The organism is Nitrospirota bacterium (assembly GCA_016219645.1).
Taxonomy (GTDB): domain Bacteria; phylum Nitrospirota; class Nitrospiria; order Nitrospirales; family Nitrospiraceae; genus Palsa-1315.
In genome coordinates this window covers 1-20,574 of record JACRLR010000044.1, presented here as the reverse complement: position 1 = coordinate 20,574, position 20,574 = coordinate 1, and the positions used below count along the sequence as shown (strand labels likewise).

Sequence of the window (20,574 nt, the reverse complement as noted above, 5' to 3'; positions counted from 1 at the left end):
CCCTATGCGTCGCCATCACCTTGCTATTGCCGCGGTCCTAATCCTGATGCTGGGTGCCAGTTCGACGGCCCACGCTGTCAAGCCAGATGACAATCCGGCCACCCGAGCACAGGGCAAGGTGATCTTTGACCGCACCTGCCTCTGGTGTCATGGCGTGACCGGCGCGGGGGATGGGCCAGCCGGATGGTTTCTAGGCCGCTACGCCGCCCCGCGCCCCCGCAATTTCACCACGGGAAGCTTCAAGTTTCGCAGCACCCCCTCCGGGGACTTGCCTACGGACCAGGACCTCTTTCGGACGGTCACGAAAGGTATTCCCGGCTATATGCCCAGCTTTGCAAGCCTGACCGAGGCGGAACGCTGGCAGGTGATTGCCTACCTAAAGAGTTTCTCGTCGGCGTTTCGTTTGGAAACACCCGTCCCCCTGTCGTTCACGGACACGCCACCACCGCTGGGACCAGAGAGCCTTGACAGAGGACGGGCCTTGTACGGACGCTTGGACTGTCAGACCTGTCATGGGGTCGAGGGGCGTGGGGACGGCCCGGTCGCTCAAGCCGGGGACCTACGGGACGTATCCGGGCTCCAGATCCAGGCCACCGATCTCAGCCGCCCCTCGTCCTTTAAGAATGGCGCCACACTCCAGGACCTAGTCCGCACCCTCCTGACTGGGCTCGACGGCACCCCGATGCCCTCGTATGCTGCCCGCCTGACCGAGGCAGACCACGATGCCTGGGACCTCGCCCACTATATTCGTTCCCTGTCGGGCGAATCCCTCCCCTGACCGGCCCCCTGGTCGTGCCCCCCTTCATAGGCAACAAACGACGGCTCACGTTTAGGTAATTGACACCCTATTGTGCGGCGCCCTCATCTTCTTGTTTCACTGACGGAAACACCCTTGCCTAGCCATTGGTCGTTTCGTGCGCTTCGCGGTTCTGGCCCGGCTGCCCGTCGCCATTCTGTTCGTGACCGGGACCAGCGCAGTGCCTCTGATCAGTCTTGCCGAACAGACCGGCGCGACCCTTGTCGGACGTGTGATAGCCGGTGGAAACCTTGCAGCGTGAGGTCGCCGTACCAACAGAGGGCAACGCCTCCCTCACGCTTAAATTCATCTGATACCCGATCCATTCATACGGGATCAGGCGCTTCGATAATGTCCTGTGTCCGGTCAGAGGAGGCTGCCCACATCGTAGGAACGCGCGGAGGGCTGTTAGTCCTCCGCGCGTCCGTCTTGCAGGATCGTGCAGCGAATCTTCCTACATCATGCCGCTCATCATTACTTCTGATGGGCCTTCTGGTGCTCGGGCATCACCCTCTCGTGGTGAGGCCGATCGTTGATCGCCATGGTCAGGAAGTTGAACGCCAGAGACTGGGCTCCTACCACATAGGGACGCATCATTTCGTTGTCTTCATGTTCGAGGATATGGCAATGCCACATATAGAGCCCGTCGATGTCGAACTTGGCTCTCACTGTGGTAATCTCGCCCGGGTAGGCAATCACCACGTCTTTGCGGCCTTGTTCCCATGGATGCCGGCTGCCGCTCGAACCCGGGCTTCCGTCCATGAGTGTCCGGCTAATCACCTCAAACCTCACCAGATGCAGGTGGACCGGGTGCGCATCTTCCGTGAAGTTATAGATCTGCCATTCCTCCACCTCGCCGAGCTTCGGGCTTTCTGTCACATTCACCGTGACCGTCGTTCCGTTCATCAACTTGATATTCGTGGCTTGGCTAGCTCCCGTCGTATCTGCCCAGCGCAACGGGTTGCCTACGGCGTTCACACCGGTGCCAACAACTTTGCCGCCCAGGGCAGCAGTCGGCCCAAAAGGCCCGGCGTCGGCGCTGACACAGTCGACCTGCAGGAGATTGCCGCTCTCATCCAACACGAACTCTCCGTCCTGATCAACCTTTACACAGACCTTCATGCCGCCGTCCTCGTTCAATGACACCAACCGCGTCGCGGTTGGTGTAGCAAGTGGATGCTCCGCATGCAGGTTGAGATTGCCGGGCGCCGTCGTCTTGCCGTCCGTCGATCCTTTAGCCCCAGTCAAGGCTGCTTTGACCACGAACTGCATGACCTGGCCCGTCGTCCCAGGATCGGACGGATCCGCCGGGAACCCGCCGAATGGAGAATCCGGCGCAGTATTGATCATCCGCACCATGGTCCCATCCGGCAGGCCACTGAAATCCACGATGACATCAGCCCGCTCTGCCAGACCCATCAGGAGTGCTGTCGGATCATTCGGATTGGGATTCGGGACCGGCTCATGGGCACCAGGGATCAAGGCAATCTGTTCTCCGGTCCTGATTCTAACGACCCGCGGCAGGAACCCCTGATCCGAGCCGATCTGATACATGGGGATCTCGCGACGTCTGTTGATCTCGTTTGTCCTCGGGTTCACCACGAACAGCGCGAGATTGATCATCCGGGCATTGCTCCCGTTCAGCAACCGGAAGCGATAACGGGCCTGCGCCACGTTCAGCTTCGGCCAGGTCGTCCCATTGACTACCATCGTGTTGAAAAAGGTCTCGGGGTTCCAAATCGGCGCCACGTCAGATTCAGGGGCGAACGTGATCTGGAGCTGACTCTTCTTGAGCCCTTCGAAGAAAGCACGATCACCAGGGTAAAAGAGGGATCCATCGGCGTTGAACGAGCGATCCTGAATCACGAGGGGTAGCTCACGGATGGCTTTGCGCGTCGCATTCCCCGGTGTGTTGAGTTCCAGCAACCCCTGCCCTGCAACCGGTGCTGGCCCGGGCAATACCGCTGGCTGCCGATCAGACACATCCACTGCGCGGTCGTATTGGCCTCCGCGGATCAGCCAGAAACCTGCTGGTCCCGCATAGACATTGTTCCGCGTCATCCCCAAAGTATGGTCGTGGTACCAAAGGGTGGTCGCCGGCTGATCGTTTCGGTAGGAGTAGTCCGCATAACCGCGCGTACCAGGATTGGTTCCCGTAGCGTCATCGAATAGCTTGCCGGATAGCGCATAACCAGCAGGAATATTCTTCGCTGCTGGAAGCCACCAGGCCTCGGAATATCCGTCGCTGTGCGGATCCACATGTGCCCCATGCACATGCGGCACCATCGGCACTGGTCCTCGATAACGCTCAGGGTTCTTCCCCATGCAATCAGTGCCCGATCCATGCATGCAGTCTTGGGAAGGATTCGCCCAGTGGAGCGTCTGATCTACCGGCAATAGGTGAGGCAGGTAATTCCCTTTCTTATCGACAAGGCCGTTGATCCATCGGACATTGACCCGTCGGTTGGCCGTCGTCTCAATCGAATAGGCAGGGTAGTTGAATTGTGAATTGGGGTCTGGGGCAACAGTCGGTGTGGGATCCTCTTCAGGGCCATAGCCCCAGACCCTGGTCGCCGGGAACCCGCTCGGGAGGATCTGTTGTTTAAACTGCCGGACCGAGATCGCATAGTCGTCCGTCTGATCCGGCGCAGAGGCAGTCTGCTTCATCACCGGCGGAATGACGAGATGCGTGACATACTTCGGAATAAGCAGGGGATCCAATGTGCCGCCCGGCAGCGGGTCCGCCAACACCTGATAGGCATTGCCGGCGAACAAGATGCCCATGGCCACGCCAATGAACCCTGCTGTCACGCGAATTCGCCTTCGGCGCACTCTCACCTGAAGCAAGGATCGGGATGTCCGATCCGCACGTACTATTAGCCTTGCCACAAACTCTTTCGTCCGACTCTCCATGATACGACCTCCATTGTGAAGAACTGTGATGAAGCGACTCTCGCTTTCTGGCCTTATCCGAGGTTGAGGCGCACCACCTCGACTCTTCCGATTTGCCCACGCCTCATCTCCCTCATTGATCGTTCATCCATCCCTTGATATCTCGGCTGGCGACTGATGATTGTTTCCCTGGGCACAGGTATACGCGCCTGCGACTTCACGACGCAGTCGCGCAACTACGACTTTTCGAGTGGGAGGCCACCCAATTTTGAAGGGGGATAGCTACGCACTACTTTCGGAGAGGCTCGCCCTACTCAAGAGGGGTATTACGGGTGTTGCTCGGCTAAGTGGATTGCGAAGGTCATTTGGCGGTAAGAGGATCGAATGGGACTCTGTCGTTACGTTACTGCATGATCTTGTTGCCTGTCATCCTGGCGCGAGTCGGCTTCCACTGATTAACCAGTTTCTTTGCGTTCGCGACTCCCAAGGGCCCCAATTGCTTGGCGAGGAGGTCGCTCTGTCTGGCTGCTTCGTCGTCACCCTGAGCAGCAGACAGCATCAACCACATATATGCGTGAGGTTTGTCCGCCGGCACCCCCTGTCCGCCACCTGCCAGGATCTTCCCCAGGCTATGCTGTGCTGGGACAAATCCCTTGTCTGCCGCAAGCCGCCACCACCTTACGGCTTCTCGATCATCCTTCGGCACACCCGTGCCCTCCCAGTAATTGTCCCCGAGAGAGTTTTGGGCAAACGTATCCCCTTGCATGGCCGCGCGGCGGTACCACCGGAGCGCTTCGCCTTTATTTTTGGGCAGCCCGCGGCCATGGTCGTACAAGAGACCCAGGTGGAACTGCGCTTCGGCATTCCCCTGCTCGGCGCTGGCGCGTAACGCCTGCACAGCGGACAGAGCCGAACCTCCCCTGGAGGATTGTGGGGGGCCTTCCTGCGCCAGCGGGAGGGTCTGAGAGGTGACGCACGACGCCGAAAATAAGGCAATAACACAAAGTCCAATCACTCGATTTCTCATCGGCACCTCCTTCATTATCATCTGCTCTGGCACCTCGTTACTCGTGAAAGCATGAATCGTCGTTCACGGTCAGGACTATAGTTCTTTGCAAGACACGATTCTCCCGAGACACGTTTCAGGGAAAGAGGGTACATTCATTTGGCCAGAGCCGTGCCATAGTAAGTCTCGACCATGACGCCGATTTCTTTAAGCATGGGAGTCGGGAGCGTACCGCCCGCGCAGACGATCACGGCGTCGTTCTTCATTTCGATCTCTTTTCCCTCGTGAATCAGTGTCACGCGGTCTGTTCCGATCTCTTTTACGTTGGCATTCAGATACACCGTCATCCTCTTTTTCTCCACGCCTTGTTTGAGCTGCTGACGATTCTTCTCTTTCGGGCGGGTAAAGATTTCATCGCCGCGACAGGAAATGGTAACCGTGGTCCCTCGCTCAGCTGCGATGGACAGAGCAGCCTCCGCCGCACTGTCACCCCCTCCTACCACCAACACATGCATCCCACGATACTGTTCGGCGTCGATAAGGCGATAGACGACTTTCTCTTGCTCTTCGCCAGGCACACCGAGCTTGCGGGGCGTGCCACGCCGGCCAATGGCTAGAAGTACGTTCTTGGTTTTGTATCCATCCTTTGACGTCTTCACCAGGAATCCGCTTCCCGTTTTCGTGATTGCTTCCATACGCTCAGAAAAATTGATCTTGATGCTGGTTTGTTTGATTATTCCGCTCCAAAACTCGAGCAATTCCTCCTTGCTGATTTCGAACTTATTGAACTTGCCGACAATGGGCAGCGTCATGGGCGCTGTCATGGCCACTTTCCGACGCGGGTAGTGGTAGATTGCGCCGCCGAGTGAGTCTTCCTGTTCGACCGTCACGAATCGCAATCCTGACTCTTTGGCCGCCAGCGAGGCGGAAATACCGGCCGGCCCGGCGCCGACGATCACTACATCCAGCTCGCCCCCCTTGCTCTTGTTTTTCCGAATCGTCTCGATCGCTCGTTTTCCCTGATCGACTCCCTTTCGGATCAACCCCATCCCGCCCAACTCCCCGGCGATGAAGATGCCGGAGACGTTAGTTTCAAAGGTCGGTTTGACCTGAGGGATATCGATGCCGCGCTTCTCCGTCCCAAACACCAGCGTAATCGCCTCAACCGGACAGGCCGCCGCACAGGCCCCGTGGCCGATGCAGTGATCTGGTTGGACCAGCGTGGCCTTTCCCCTAATTATCCCCAGCGCCTGTTCCGGACAGGCACTGATGCAAGCGCTTGAGCCGATACACTTGTTGGTATCGATGACGGGATGCAAACTGAGTGGCTCCGGGATGCCGGCTTTCACCGTCTCTGCTAGGCGAGCGCGATGGTGCGTGTCCTTCTTACGATGGCGGCGGTAATACAGAGCCAGCGCAACGATCACCGGCGGAATATAGAGGAGCGTGATGAGATAGGATTGCGACATGCTGCCCTTTCAGTGCTAGGGTCTTTCATGATCGATGACGACGGTGATCTTATTCGCTCCCGGTCTCACCGGCTGACTCACCCCCTCCAGGTCTCCACTTTGTGGCATGGCCTGGCCGGATTTCGACAAACGGGCCACAATCATTACCGTTCCTGCGCTGGAGAGTTTTCTGGAGGGCATGGGACTCGTTGAGTCATCGAGCCGGAACATAAAGGGCATATCCTGTTTCGTAGCCCGCACGATCGAAACCGGCATGGGCGGGCCATTTATCTCGCGCGCGAATACGAACAATGTATTCATTGAGACGGCTTTCGCAGCAAGACGCGGCGCCAGATTCACAGTCCCGCTGATTGCGGCAGCCTGACTACCTGGCATCGTCGAAGATGCCGCATCACTGACCGCCTTGACTATCGTCGGTTTTTCGCCGGCGAATCTCTTGGCCTCATTGATACCGGAGAGTAACTCTTGCCGAACCTCCCCCTCCGCATCTGTCGGAAGGTTAGCGCTGGCCCGTTCCCAATACCTCACCGTCTGCCTGAACTCTTTGCGATCAAACGCCACAGTCCCGGCCAGCATCAACGCTTTGACATGGTTCGGATCGAGTTTGAGCGCCTGCCGAATCAACCATTCAGACTTCCCCATCAACTTTCGGCCATGCAGCACGCCGAGAGCATCGGCGTAGTCGACGAGCAGCTGAGGATCATCGGGGAGCAACTTCATGGCTTTCTCGTAAATCATCACGGCATCGTTGTGCCGGCCCATTTCGACATAGGAACGGGCGAGGAGCGCCCATCCCACGCCATCATCGGGATTCTGCTCGAGTTTTGCCTTCAGACGTTCCGACAGAACCTCCATCCCTTCAGCAGTTTGGTGCCCGGAATCCGCGTTTCCCTGAGCCGACAACGCGGGCACAGATGGATGGATCACTGCGAGCGGATTCCCGAGTTCCCAGTACAACCCCAGACTCGCTGTTGGAATGAAAATAGCCAACAGGACCGCCACCAACAGACTGTTTACCCGCCGTCGCACCACAGCCGGCACTAGGTCCGTGCTCCCGGACTCATCGAGCAACCGTCGCTCGAGTTCACGCTGTGCCTGCTGAAACAGTTCATCGTTCAACGTGCCATTCTTACGGTCCTGCTCCAGTTCAGCAAACTGCTGCCGATAGACCGCCAGTCTGCTCTCACACTCTCCCGTTGCCATCACAGTGGTCCGCCTTAGCAATGGCCACAAGAGGAGCCCGATTATGCCTAAGGTCATAGCTGATGCGATGAGCCAGAATATGAGCGTCATGCGCCTGTAATTCCTCCCGGAAGCAGTTGAGCACCGATACGAGGGTCTCACAGACCCCTGTACCAATGGTCATATTATGCGAGCTATGAAAAGTCCCACCGCAGACCAAAGAAAAAGAATTGTCTCGACGTCGTATCCTTTTGCGTCGAACTCTCCGACTGCGTTTTCTCAAATCCGCCTGTGGCTTCGAAGGTCCAGCTGTCGAGAAAGCGATAGTTTATCCGAACCGTCGGAGTCACGCGGTACAGCTCCACGTCGAAGCTATCGGTTTGGTGATAGAGGAGGAGAAGGGTATCGAACTGCAATCGCGGTCCGAGACGAGCCAATGAATTTAATGTAAGTGATTGACCTCTGTATGCCTGGCTCGTGACATAGCTGGCATTCGCCACGAAGGTCGTACCCTCAAACGGAAAGTTCGCCCCAATTGCTTGAGCCGAATACGTCCATATATTTCCAGTCCCGGGGAGTGCCTGTAAGGAGCATGGTGCATCCGTTATCGCATTCGGATTGAGAAAGATGGTGCTTGTTCCCGGCAAGATGACCAGACAGTTGTTAGCCGACGTCCCAGAGATCCGGTTGTAACGGACATCCCCGCCGAGTTGCCAGTTCTGGCTCACCGCGTGGAGCACTCCCGCCAGAAATAAATCGCTGGTTGCGGTGATGGCTTTTGCTTGGGCGCGAAGCGCAGATTCATTCGCCGTGTTAATGAGGTCAAGTGAGGCATTGGGGACTCCGAATAGGGCGTTGGTGGTTGTGAGATAAGGAGTTCGTCGATGATCGGCCAAGATAGTGTAGGTTGTGCCCTCTGTCACCCATGAACCATTGAGCATCGCGATATTGAGTGCGCCATAGGATATGTCATAGTCGATCAAACCGAAGGCATTCTTGCCATTTGCGGCATACCGAAGTTCCGTGCCGACTGCCCGTCGATCTACTACTCCGTTCACCATCTGATTAATGTAATAGGCATTTCCACTCCAGGCTTGCCACAGTGGCCCGATGTCCACATTCGCACCATAAAAATAGCGTTCCCCGTTCAAGCTGAAGTTGCGCGGATCATCGGGCACATAATTGGAGGTGAAATTGAATTGCCTCGGCTGCCCTCCGACCAGATTGAGGCTTAGCAATTGTGGCACGGCTATGTAGCGAACCCATGCGCCATCGAAACGATAATCCAGAATACCGCCGCTATTGCCTGGTTGCCGTCCGACACGAACCAGATACGAATCCTGACTTGAATGTTCGTAAAAGAGTGCCCGGAGACGGCTGATGTTCCGCTGGCTATCGGAGGTTGCGAGCTCGTTATAGGTCTGCGTGCCACGGGCAACCAACTTGTTGTCATATTCGTCTTTTCGATAGCGGCTGGTGAAATCGAGGGCAGACTGAATCAACGATTGGTCATGAAGGTTAGAAGTTGTGGTTGTATTCGCTACCTTGTCTTTAATTTTTGTCTGAGAATACCCACCATAGTAGTACGTATACAGACTGCCATAGACCTGCATTTCGTCGATCTTCTTAGCCGGTCTGGCAGTTTTGGCTTGTGCCCGCTGATCGATGACCTCCTGCAACGATGCTAACCGTCCTCGTACTCTCGCCGCGTCTTCTCCCTCGGAGTAGAGTTTGAGGTAGAGTTCATATTCCGCTTTTGCTTTCTCATATTCTCTGCTTTGTTGCCTGGCCACTCCGACCCACTCCTGAGCGACTTGTGATTGTTTATTCGGCGGGAGATTGAGGATCGCATTGAAGATCTTCAATGCCGCCTCATTCTCTCCGACGTTCAGCGCCTTGCGGCCTAGCTTCATCAAATCCTCAGCATATGTCTCAACATCCTTCCCGGGAGCGAACGGCGGGAAATCAAACGACAGCTTGGAGTCCTTGGCCGCGGGAGGAGTAGCCGGTGGAATTTTCATTTCAGGCGGGACTGGCGGGAGCGCCGCCGGTCGATCCAATTTAACCGCAACCACAATTCGGCTGGCGCTCGGGATACCCCGCTGACTGATTCTGAATCGCACCGGTTTTTCAAATTGGATGGAAAGTCCATTCGTCCCTTGGTCGGGAAAGGTGACCCTAAATTTCGGGATCAAATCGCTGGGCGGCGAGACGGCCAATTCTCGTGCGAATCGACGGGAGCGATCCTGCCCAGGAAAGTCGAGGAAAATGGTGACGTAATCACCCTTTTCAGAAGGCGTATGCCTCAAGTACAACGCTCTGGTATTGAAGATGATGTGAATTTCGGCCGCCGTGGGAGTTTCAATAATTTCGATACGGTCGAGCACTTGGGCAGTTGTCAACGCAGGAGACAACAGCCCAGCGCAGGTCATAATTCCACAGAGCACGAGCCCCGCCAGGGCATGGCGCAACGTACCACCACGACATGATCTCAATACATACCCTCTCTGCGTTTAATGACGGTTGATCGGAGTTGAATCTGGAAAGGTCTCGGTGTAGACCCTGGCCTGTCATGTGAATCCCTGATCGCGAGCCATCACATATTTTCCAACATCGTTTTCACATTCTCGCAATGGACACAGCCCCGTCATACTCCGGAATGCACCCCGTTCGTTCCACCTATAGACACATCACCTCTGACTTTCTAGAAGCTGCCGCCGACCCTGTGGCAGCCTGAGTTGTCACAAGAGTTTGGCGCGTTTGAGTTGGGTTTGGGTTTAGTACTCGTATGGTCCGACGGTCTAGTACCCTGCACCCCTAACCAATTCATGCCGCGCTCATGGCAGGTGTTGCATTGCCCTGGCGTGGCCACCACCGAACTGTGGTATCTCGATCCGGAAAAGGCCGTTGTGGACTTGTGACAGGTCTCGCAAGCCGTGGTGACCGGGATGTGGTTCGCTGGTTTGCCCAACGCCGTCGAGCCGTTATGGCAGGTCGCACAACCAGTCGTAATGCCCGTGTGGTTAAACTGTGCTCCCGTAAACGTCGTCGTCGACTTATGGCAGGTCTCGCAGGGTTGCGTCGTCGGCACGTGACTCGCCGATTTGCCCCGCGCCGTCGAGCCGTTATGGCAGGTCGCACAGCCACTCACGATCCCCGTGTGGTTAAATGCGGTGCCCAGGAACGTCGTCGTCGACTTATGGCAGGTCTCGCAGGGTTGCGTCGTCGGGACGTGACTCGCCGATTTGCCCAACGCCGTCGAGCCGTTGTGGCAGGTCGCACAGCCACTCACGATCCCCGTGTGGTTAAATGCGGTGCCCAGGAATGTCGTCGTCGACTTATGGCAGGTCTCGCAGGCCTGCGTCGTCGGGATGTGACTCGCCGATTTACCCCGCGCTGTCGAGCCGTTGTGGCAGGTCGCACAGCCACTGACGATCCCCGTGTGATTGAACCCGGCCCCGACAAACGTCGTCGTCGACTTATGGCAGGTATCGCAGGCCTGCGTCGTCGGGACGTGACTCGCCGATTTACCCCGCGCTGTCGAGCCGTTATGGCAGGTGGCGCAGGTGCCCGGCACCACACCCGCGTGATTGTAACCTGTGCTGGTAAGTACCCAATTCGCCGCACCCACTCGATGGCAGGAATCGCACGAAGCAGTAGTAGCCACGTGCCCAGCCGACTTCCCCGGAGCCTGGATACCGTTGTGGCAAGTAGCGCAAGTACCTGGCCCAACTCCAGTATGTTTGAAGGCCGCACCAGTCCAGCCAACCGTCCGGTGGCAACTGTCGCAGGCCATGGTCGTCGGAATATGGGTCGCAGGCTTGCCTGATGCGATAGTTTGGTTATGGCATCTGGAACAGGTTCCCGGCGCCACGCCGTTGTGCGTAAAAAACGCAGGCGTCCAATTTGTCGTCCTGTGGCAGCTGCTGCAATTAACAGTGGTCGGTATGTGATTCGTCGGTTTGAAAGTGGAGACGACTCGTCCGCCGGGGGAGTGGCATTGCATACATTGCGTGGGGGTTCCCCGAAAGATGCCCTGTAAGTGACACCGCTCGCACACAACCTGCGCGTGCCCCCCGCTGAGCGGGAAACCGGTACTACTGTGATCGATTTCAATGCCTGTGCGGCTACTTCCCTGGGCAGACGCGGCCTCCGGCATCAACAACATCGTGCTGCATACCGCCAGAAACCCGAAAACAATTGTCCAGGCAAAGAACCGATGTCCTGTCAGGCTAGTCATCCTAGTCATTCGTGCATTCGGCATTGGCGCAATCTCTCTTGGGTGCGCCAGTTTTACCAATTAGTTATAATTACTAGGTATACGCTCTCATGAGCAGATCGCGAAAATGCGATCCCAACAGCACGGATAAGTAAGTGGACAAAGCAAGCGACGTACCTCTTACAACTGAAACATCGCAAGCTTCTGATTTCTTAAGAGGGGCGTAGATTCTGCCTGGGTAGATCTACCCATAGGCGCAGGTCTCTTCCTGTACAAGTTTGCAGGCCGGCACCTACACTCTATACAGACCTACAGGTCATAAATGTTCGAAACCCCGCAAGGATCGTGCACCGCAACACGGGCGCGGGAGTTGCTCTATGCAATCAGGATCTTCGATGCAGGGAACCAACACTCTCTCAACAAACAGAGGATGAACTGCTATGGCCATCGCTGAACCTCTTCCTCGAGTCCAAAGGCGAACAATCGAAACATCTCGCCCGGCAACTCGGCGCGCTTCAAGACCGGATGAAAACGTGACATCCGATTCTCCCCCCCTGCCGGGGCGACTGCTGGCCTGCGTACTCGCGGGCTTATCGATCTGGGTAGCCTACAAAGTGGCCGCCGGTAATTATTACACTCCCCGCTCGAACTTTGGCTTTTACCTGGGAGTTACCGGTTCAGTGATGATGCTTGCGATGCTGGCCTATCCACTGCGCAAGCATGTGCGCTTCATGCATCGCTGGGGTGCGCTGAAACACTGGTTTCGTATCCACATGATCATGGGGATCGTCGGGCCCACGCTCATCCTATTTCACTCAACCTTTCATCTGAGGTCCCTGAACGCCACGATAGCTCTCGTCAGCATGCTGGGTGTCGTCATCAGTGGCATTATCGGCCGCTTTGTTTACACGAAGATTCACCATGGTCTCTACGGCCGTCGTGCCACGCTGGGGGAAATTCAGGAGAAATTTTCAAGCGATTCACATGATGCCAAGTCCCGACTACACTTTGCGCCTCGAGTCGAACAATGGCTCAAATCTTTCGAGCGGGACTCGACGCAACCCGACCGTTCCTTCACCTCGCACCTCTTCAGCCCCCTGACGATCGGCCTGAGAAGACACATCCTGGCTTTTCGCTGCGCGAGAGAGCTGCGCAGAATTCTGAAAACCGAACGGCACCCAGAATTCCATCACGGGGCATCAGAAGCGATTCAATTGGCGTCCTCGTATTTGAGAGAAAGCGAGCGCGTCGCCCAGTTTAGTACCTACGAACGTCTCTTCTCGTGGTGGCACGTGCTCCACATTCCACTCATCTACATCCTGGCCGCCTGTACGATTTTTCACATCGTGGCCGCATACATGTACTGAGGCCTATCAACTGTGCTGGCCTCACCCTGCTACCTGCTCATTACTCTCTTCGGCATGTTGATGCTCATAGGAGCACCGGCCCGGGCAGACAATGTCGAGACCGCCTTGATGCCAGGGCAAGTAATCGAGGGCCATGCCAAATGGGAAGAAGACTGTACCAAGTGCCACAAACGGTTCGACAAGGCAGCAATGAATAGTCTCTGCCAGGATTGTCACAAAGACATTCGCACGGACGTTGAGCAGAAGCTGGGATCGCACGGACGATTCAAGGAACAGCGTGAATGCAAGGATTGCCACACAGATCACAAAGGCAGAACGGAGAACATCGCACCGATCACGGAGCAGACGTTCAATCACGGACAGACTGACTTCCCACTCAAGGGCGCCCATGCCAACTCTAAGAAAATCGAGTGCAAGGCCTGTCACACACCCAAGATCAAGTATCGCGATACGCCGTCAGATTGCTACGCTTGCCACAAGAAAGACGATAAGCACAAAGGGAAGGTCGGTAGCGCCTGCTCCGCCTGTCATACGGATAGGGATTGGAAAGAGATCCGGTTCGATCACGACAAGACTCGCTACAAGCTTCGGAACAAGCATGCGGAGGTGCCTTGCAAAGGCTGCCACGCGAACGATCGCTACAAGGAAACCCCCATGGACTGTTACTCCTGCCATAAGAAAGACGACAAGCATAAAGGACAGGAAGGCACGAAGTGCGAGGACTGTCACGACGACCGGTCATGGAAGAAGGCGCCCTTCGACCATAACAAGTCTCGTTTCCCATTGATGGGTAAACACGCCAAGGTCGAATGCACGAAATGTCATCTGACTCCCGCATTCAAAGATGCGCCGTCAGATTGTTTTGCCTGCCACAAGAAAGATGACAAACACAGAGGGACGTACGGAGAGAGATGCGAGACCTGCCACTCGGAGAGCGATTGGAAAATCATCATGTTCGACCATGACTTGCACTCAAAATACCCGCTACGGGGGCGGCATATCACAACCAAGTGCGAGTCCTGCCATAAGGGGCACCTCTATAAAGATAAGACTCCGGCCGACTGCAATGCCTGCCACAAGAAGGACGACAAGCATAAGGGACGATTTACCGAAAAATGCGAGAGCTGTCACACCGAACGGAGCTGGAAAGTCCTGCTCTTTGATCATGATCGTGATACGCCGTATCGGCTAAAGGGTTACCACCGGAAGACCAAATGCGACGGATGCCACAAAGGCACCCTCTACAAAGACAAGACACCGACCGACTGCTACGCCTGCCACAAGAAAGACGATATCCATCGGTCCAACTTCGGGGTGAAGTGCGATAAATGCCACGCCGAGGAACGATGGAAAACGGTCTCATTCGATCATGATCGAGACACCAAATACCCTCTCCTCGCCAAGCATCGCGCAGCGACCTGCGAGAGTTGTCACAAGGGACGGCTGTATCAAGACAAGACGCCCACAGACTGCTATGCCTGCCACAACAAGGACGATGTGCACCGGCGCAGGCTGGGCACGGAATGCCAGGACTGCCACAGCCTACGGGATTGGAAACTCTGGGACTTCAATCATGACACGCGAACCCGCTTCAAACTTGACGGTGGTCATAACGGGCTCGATTGTTATGCCTGTCATACCGAGCGTATGGACAAGAAGGTCAACTCATCCTCCTCCTGTGTCAGTTGTCATAAGAAGGACGACAAGCATGAGGGAAGTTTCGGCCCACAATGTGATCGGTGTCACGACACAACGCTCTGGAAGACGGTGAAATCCGGCAGCAATATCTTTCGCGGCCGATAGCTTCAAACAGACCGTTTGAAAACTACGAGGACACTGTGTTGTGAAATATCAGCGCGATATCTCCTCTATCCTCAAATTCCTCGCCCTCGCGCTCGTGCTGTTTATCGGCTACCACACGTGGCTGAAACCGGCATATTTGACTTCGGGGCCAGTATCGCGGCAGACCCCGGAGCCTCTCCCCCTACAACGCCCACCCAGCTTCGCGTTGTCGGGAACGCACGAATACCCGTCGTGGGATGTTCCGCAATCACGACTGATTGATCTCGGTCAAGCACCGACTGATGCGCTCGGGATCATTCGCGACGAAGTGGATAAGGGAAACTTCAGGGAAGCAGAACGCCGTTTAATGGCCCTCTCGAACAAAAGGGTGGGAAAAGCCGAGGCCAGGCGGTACACCGCATCACTCTGGAACAATCTCGGTGTGCAACAGGAAAAGTTCGGAGGGAGCGCACTTTCCGTCAAAGCCTTTAAGAAAGCCGTTGCGTCGGACCCAGCCAATCCGCTCGCCTACATGAACCTGACACAAGCGTACTGGGAACTCCGCGACCCGGCAATGACATCTCAGTTCCTCAACAGGGCAATTCGACTGAACCCCACCGATCCGTTCCCTCATCTTGCCCTCGCTGAACTCCTCTTGGAGAAAGGCGACAAGACCTCGGCAATAACCCATCTCAATATCGCGGATACACAGGCCCGATATGATCCCCATCTCCGGTCTTATAGAAATACGCTGGTCGCAAAAACGAATACCGGGAACTCCCTGCAACCTCTCGCAGTGGCAAAAGCACTCTCCCCCTCAGTCAAACCAGCAGCAGATGATCCCTTATCAACTCCGAATCCCCGTGGAAACCTCGCACCTCCTCCCTCAATGCCATCCGCTGATCCACCGCCCGCATCCATCACGACTCAGGTGGAACCATCGCAAAAACCGTCATCCCATCGAGACTCCGCTCATTTCGTCGTTCAATTCGACGGCCCTGACGATCAGGAAACGTGGGTGCGCATCCGTGCCATACTCGAATACGCCTATGAGGAGATCCCTCCGAAGTTCGGACAAGTACCCGCCAGACCAGTGAAGGTTGTCCTCCATACAGGAGAGAAATTTTCCGGTCCGGCGGGAACCCCCCATTTGGCCGATACCTTGTTCGATCAGAAGTCTGGTTCAATCCATCTCCCCACTGAAGGCGCACTCGACGATCTCGCATTGTTCAGCCGCGTGGTCCGTCATCAATTTGTTCATGCCCTCTTTCACGAACAGGCTAAACAGAACACCCCCTCTCCTCCAACATGGCTCATGGAGGGTCTGGCCATCCATCTGACGGAGGACCCCTGGCCCGACATTGAAGAGTCCCGACAGCATAACCCTGCCCTCATGCCTCTGCCTTCCCTGCACGGACCATGGGTTCGGCTCCCCTCAACGTCATTACCGACCGCATACCTCACGGCAACCGCTGCCATTCGATACCTCGTTGATCGACATAGCATGTACACCATCCGCCAGCTGATGACTGTGCTCCTGGCCGGACAGCCGCTAGAGAGGGCAATGCAGCAGAAGTTGTCCCTGTCGTACGAACAGTTTCAACGCCAGTCGGCGGAAAGCCACAAGCACCACGAGAACGAGCGCGAGTCCTAATGATTTAATTAATCGGTCGTCAGAGAGCGAAAGAAGTGTCTACTTCACTTTGGAGAAATCAGCGGCTATCCTCGCTTCACTTCCGTCCTGCAGATTAATGACGAAAGTGGACGCGGCGGTGGGATCAAAGGTTTCATATGCAAACAGAGCAGTAAAACGCGACCGGTAGATCGGACCGCTTCCCTCATTCTTTCGACCACGTTCAGCTTTACCGATGTCGATGGGTTTGATCCTCTTGGAGCCCTGCTGCAGCTCGATCAAGGCGCCTTCTGCAAAGTATTCGTCATCGCCACAGAGCTGAACTTCAATCTCCATGTTGGGCATGTCGACGACTTTCCTGATGAATTCGTCTGGCATCCGCACATCCATTTTCCTCTTCTTGGACTCCGCCGCCTCCTGTCGGCCAAAGGCTTCAAGTCGATAGCGTTTGGTCCGGAGAATGGCGCTGGCTCCGCAAGGGTCTTTCTCTGGATGGGCTCCTACACGCGTAACCATGGAAGCTTGCTGGAGAACTTTCTTGACCTCCTCTGGGGTGTTGGCCTTCTCCATGGGAGCCCGCCCGGCTTCCAAGGCCTTCTGCGCCTCTTCTATTGAAACCTTCACATCGATCGCCAAGACCGACTGAACACCAAAGACTGTCACCAGACCCGCAACCGTACAGGCAACAACGGGGCCGACTTGCGCCAACCTTGTCACACATCGCACACTCAAGACTCCCTCCATCAGCGAGACAGCGATCAATGAGGCGGCATTGTACGAAAGCCCCCATCCCTTTGCAATCAGCCTGAAAAGTGATCCCAGTTAGCGTAGGGTTTGCTGGCGTAGAGTTCGTCGAGATCAACTGGCACTTCTATACCGCATTGCCTAAGCAGTTGAGCGACCAGACGGAGGGGCAAACCGACTACCGTTGGAAAATCTCCATCAATGGAATCGACCAAATCGCCGCCCTCTCCTTGAATCGAGTATGCACCGGCTTTGCCGAGACTTTCCTCCGTCTCCAGATAGCGTTCATGCGCCTGTGCATCAAAGGACCTCATCCGAACGACAGCGGTAGACAGAGCGGTAACCTCGACCTTCTGAGTTGAACCGACGAGCGCGACAGCCGTGTGTACGTAATGGTCACGAGCGGCCAGGCGTCGAAGCATCGCACGGGCCTCCAGCAGATCAGCTGGTTTTCCAAGCACGGCATGATCCAACTCGATCACCGTATCACTCCCCAGCACAATCGTCTCCGGCTCGTATCTCGCGACCGACTGGGCCTTGGCGAGCGCGAAGGATGTCACCTGTTCTACCGCCGAACGGTCGGTTACCAGCTGTTCCTCGAAAGATGGGTCCACGACCTTGAAGGGGACACCCAGCAGAGCAAGTAACTCGCGACGGCGTGGGGACGTGGAAGCCAGAATGAGTGGCATCTACAACATCGGAAAAGGTTCAGGCAGCACCTGGTTGGAGACCTCGGTCAGGCTCGCGTTGCGCACGCGAAAATCGGTAAGCACCTGCTCCAGATCGGCAACCGATGAGACTCGAAACATATCGGCTCGAAGCGAGGCGGCATGAGGAAATCCTTTGCAGTACCAGCCCAAGTGTTTGCGCATTCGTCGAAACTGGCCTTGTCCACAGATCGTTTCAAATCGTCTCGCATGATTGAGCAGCACCTCGAAGCGATAGTCCAGCTGAGGAACCCACGGCTCAAGCCCCTCTTCAGACACATGTTGCTGCAGAACGAGTCGCGCCTCCTCTTTTTCTCGGAAGAACCAGGGGGACCCGAGGACGGCTCGTCCCACCAACACCCCATCAACTCCGGTATCCCGCACACGGCGGATGACATCATGATAACTGTGCACATCCCCATTGCCGAAGAGCAAAGTCCCGCTCCCCCGAACGATTCCCGCAGCCTGGGAAATGGCACTCCAATCTGCTTCCCCTCGATACATTTGTTGCAAGGTACGGCCGTGCAGGGAAATGACCGCAGGCCGTTCTGTGAGGAGATGTCCGATCCACCGGTCGACAACGACCACATCGTAGCCAAGACGTGTCTTGACCGACAGGGGGATCTTCTGTCGGACGAGCGGGCGGCCGTCCTGCCGCCGCTCGTTCAGCCTATGGATTGCCGCCACCCTGCCTGGCTTGAGCCCCGCTCCCTCAAGGGTCTGACCGGCCGCCCAATCGGCAATTCCTTGTCTGGCAGCCTGCATGATAGCCTGAGCGACATCTGGCGTTCTGATCAGCCCTGCCCCTGATCCCGATGAAGCGACACTCCGCGAAGGACAGCCCATGTTGATATCCAATCCGTCGAACCCCAATTCACAGACTGCATGGGCCGCCTGATAGAAAAGATCCGGCTCCTTTCCATACAACTGCGCGACAACCGGTCGTTCAGCCTCATGGTAGATGAGGGAGTCCAACAGGAACTCCGGGCCACGACAGACATCATGGACATGAGTGAATTCCGTGAAGGAGACGTCCGGCTTTCCCTGCATCGCGACGGTATGGCGAAACGTTGCATCGGTCACCCCATCCATCGGCGCCATCCCTATAATCGGCTTGGGGAGTGATTGCCAGAAACTCATCTGATCCGCTCCATCTCCATCATCGATTCTCCCGCCTCATTGGCTTGACCATAGGCCAGGCGCAACAGGTCGCATTCCTGTTGTACGGAGGCACGCATATCCGGTACGCGCTCCGTCACAAATTCGAAAAACCGTTCGATCTTGAGGAGGAAAAAATCGTAGGAGTGGGTAAGCGGTCTTGGAGACCGAAACCAGAAATCCACGAACTCAGCCAGACAGACGCCCCGCTCGGCTAGAGCCCGGCAGGCCTGCGGAAACATCCCTTCAAGGTCTCCTCCCCAATGGAGAATCTCGTGCGGAACGTAGGACGTGCGATACCGTGTTAACCCGCTCCCTTCCACGGCGACTTCCTGCCACTCCGGACCTGTTATCGGAGTTTGCCCCATAATGATCCGTGCATACCGTTCATAATCGTCGCACAACTGCTGCCGTTCGGACTGGCATACAGACTCCTGAATTGAGACTGGACAACACGTCGCCTTCCTCAACTGTCCTACCGGCGTGTCTCGGGCCATCGCCTGCTGAACGAGGAAGGAGAAGCGCCGAACTGCCTCTGCATACTCCTCCACAATCACCTCAATCGGTTTGGTATCTACTTCAAGCGCGACCGCCCGGAGACTGACAAGGTTTGGATGGGCCAGAACCTGCTCGAGCATGGCAAAGAGGATCGAGGGAATCGGAGCAGCATGGGCGTCGATCCATTCGGGAAGTCCTTCTCCTCCCTGTGGCTGATCAGCCGATTCATGGCAGGCCAGCCCTGCCAGATGGATTTCTACAACCCGTTCCAGAGGGAATTCGGCGAGAAATTCCTCGATGAATCGTTCGAGAGAGATCCGTCGACAGACGGACGTATAACGATACACCGTCCAGAGGTGTCCGATGTCCAGCACAAGACCGCAGGGCACCGAGCCCGTAACGAGCCGGAAAAAATAGGAAATCGGTATCGTGCCGGCAGCAAAATATGTGAGGGGTGGCATCTCCAAGAGAAAGAGCGGCGCAGTTCCGTCTGCCCGAGCAGCCTGCCGATCCATTGCCTGCTGAACCAGCTCGATGTTGCCGGCCACTACCCGGGCACTCAATGGTGTATAGAGTGGAGGGAGATAGGTACCAAACGAGTAGCCCGCCATCTGCTTCGTCGCGCATTCATGATTCAACCAGAGGCTCTGCAAGCTATTCAGCTGCATAACCATCTCTTCGAGGTCCTGCTCAAAAACCGGAGACGCTTGTACGTCCGGCTGCGTGATCCACAGACCTTCACCGTGGTAGGCCAACGGTATGTCCGATAGTTCCCGGCGAACCTTTGTCACTGCGGTCGTCGTCGCCTTAAAGACTTCCAGATAGCCGGGCTGGAGCCCTCGCTCTCTGAGTCTGTTCACCAGTTCGAATAGATCGGGAGTATAGACATCGACTGACAGTCCCATCCCCTGTGCTGGAATTTCCCTGAGGCGACGTTGAAAGTCCTGATGAATGAAATCCAAATCAACCACCGATCCCCCCTGTCAACCCAATTTAGAAATGTCCGCTTTCCCCCCAAGTAGAAATGTCCGGTTTATGTGGTCGCCACCGTTGCCTGTGTTCGTCGCTCCGGTCGCAGGCGTCGGCGCCACGGATGATCCGGCCTCGGCGTGACCGGGCGC

The 20,574-nt window shown here is 56.2% G+C and carries 15 protein-coding genes; 5 read left to right on the top strand and 10 right to left on the bottom strand.

What is annotated here, in order from left to right:
• Window positions 1-4: 4 nt before the first annotated feature.
• Together HZB34_14720 and HZB34_14715 are read left to right on the top strand one after the other, a co-directional pair.
• Window positions 5-778 carry a c-type cytochrome gene (locus tag HZB34_14720; protein ID MBI5317214.1) on the top strand — a complete coding sequence of 258 codons (774 nt, stop codon included), beginning with the start codon at window positions 5-7 and terminating at the stop codon, window positions 776-778.
• A gap of 136 nt (window positions 779-914) precedes the next feature.
• Window positions 915-1,058 carry a hypothetical protein gene (locus HZB34_14715; protein ID MBI5317213.1) on the top strand — a complete coding sequence of 48 codons (144 nt, stop codon included), beginning with the start codon at window positions 915-917 and terminating at the stop codon, window positions 1,056-1,058.
• A 212-nt stretch (window positions 1,059-1,270) separates the two neighbouring features.
• Here HZB34_14715 and HZB34_14710 read toward each other — a convergent pair whose 3' ends face one another.
• The 6 genes from HZB34_14710 to HZB34_14685 all read right to left on the bottom strand — a co-directional run bounded on the left by HZB34_14710 (window position 1,271) and on the right by HZB34_14685 (window position 11,585).
• Window positions 1,271-3,580, bottom strand: coding sequence for a multicopper oxidase domain-containing protein (locus HZB34_14710; GenBank protein ID MBI5317212.1), 2,310 nt, complete (start codon window positions 3,578-3,580; stop codon window positions 1,271-1,273).
• A gap of 511 nt (window positions 3,581-4,091) precedes the next feature.
• Window positions 4,092-4,715, bottom strand: coding sequence for a sel1 repeat family protein (locus tag HZB34_14705; protein MBI5317211.1), 624 nt, complete (start codon window positions 4,713-4,715; stop codon window positions 4,092-4,094).
• A gap of 134 nt (window positions 4,716-4,849) precedes the next feature.
• Entirely contained in the window at window positions 4,850-6,163 is a 1,314-nt protein-coding gene (locus tag HZB34_14700; GenBank protein ID MBI5317210.1) for an NAD(P)-binding domain-containing protein, read from the bottom strand.
• Window positions 6,164-6,178: 15 nt separating this feature from the next.
• Complete coding sequence (ccmI, locus tag HZB34_14695; protein MBI5317209.1) at window positions 6,179-7,456, bottom strand: c-type cytochrome biogenesis protein CcmI; 1,278 nt, start codon at window positions 7,454-7,456, stop codon at window positions 6,179-6,181.
• Window positions 7,457-7,539: 83 nt separating this feature from the next.
• On the bottom strand, window positions 7,540-9,840 hold the full coding sequence (locus HZB34_14690) for a hypothetical protein (GenBank protein ID MBI5317208.1): 2,301 nt from the start codon (window positions 9,838-9,840) through the stop codon (window positions 7,540-7,542).
• Window positions 9,841-10,049: 209 nt separating this feature from the next.
• Complete coding sequence (locus tag HZB34_14685) at window positions 10,050-11,585, bottom strand: hypothetical protein (protein ID MBI5317207.1); 1,536 nt, start codon at window positions 11,583-11,585, stop codon at window positions 10,050-10,052.
• A 512-nt stretch (window positions 11,586-12,097) separates the two neighbouring features.
• Between HZB34_14685 and HZB34_14680 the strand changes: the two genes are divergently transcribed.
• From HZB34_14680 to HZB34_14670, 3 genes are read left to right on the top strand one after another with little or no spacing between them, the layout of a single operon-like run.
• Window positions 12,098-12,931, top strand: coding sequence for a hypothetical protein (locus HZB34_14680; GenBank protein MBI5317206.1), 834 nt, complete (start codon window positions 12,098-12,100; stop codon window positions 12,929-12,931).
• 54 nt (window positions 12,932-12,985) lie between these two features.
• Window positions 12,986-14,734 (top strand): cytochrome c3 family protein, encoded by a 1,749-nt coding sequence (locus tag HZB34_14675; protein MBI5317205.1) that lies wholly within the window; start codon window positions 12,986-12,988, stop codon window positions 14,732-14,734.
• 40 nt (window positions 14,735-14,774) lie between these two features.
• Window positions 14,775-16,367: a hypothetical protein gene (locus HZB34_14670; GenBank protein MBI5317204.1), complete on the top strand. Its 1,593-nt coding sequence runs from the start codon at window positions 14,775-14,777 to the stop codon at window positions 16,365-16,367.
• Between the two features lie 39 nt (window positions 16,368-16,406).
• Here the strand turns inward: HZB34_14670 and HZB34_14665 are convergent, their stop codons facing one another.
• The 4 genes from HZB34_14665 to HZB34_14650 form a co-directional block, all read right to left on the bottom strand.
• Entirely contained in the window at window positions 16,407-17,078 is a 672-nt protein-coding gene (locus HZB34_14665) for a hypothetical protein (protein MBI5317203.1), read from the bottom strand.
• Between the two features lie 68 nt (window positions 17,079-17,146).
• Window positions 17,147-17,779 (bottom strand): septum formation protein Maf, encoded by a 633-nt coding sequence (maf, locus tag HZB34_14660; protein ID MBI5317202.1) that lies wholly within the window; start codon window positions 17,777-17,779, stop codon window positions 17,147-17,149.
• The gene (locus HZB34_14655; protein MBI5317201.1) at window positions 17,780-18,937 is read right to left on the bottom strand and encodes a tRNA-dihydrouridine synthase; all 1,158 of its coding nucleotides are present in this window, start codon (window positions 18,935-18,937) and stop codon (window positions 17,780-17,782) included.
• Window positions 18,934-20,424 carry a DUF692 family protein gene (locus HZB34_14650; GenBank protein MBI5317200.1) on the bottom strand — a complete coding sequence of 497 codons (1,491 nt, stop codon included), beginning with the start codon at window positions 20,422-20,424 and terminating at the stop codon, window positions 18,934-18,936. Before HZB34_14650 ends, HZB34_14655 begins: the two co-directional genes overlap by 4 nt.
• Window positions 20,425-20,574 lie beyond the last annotated feature (150 nt).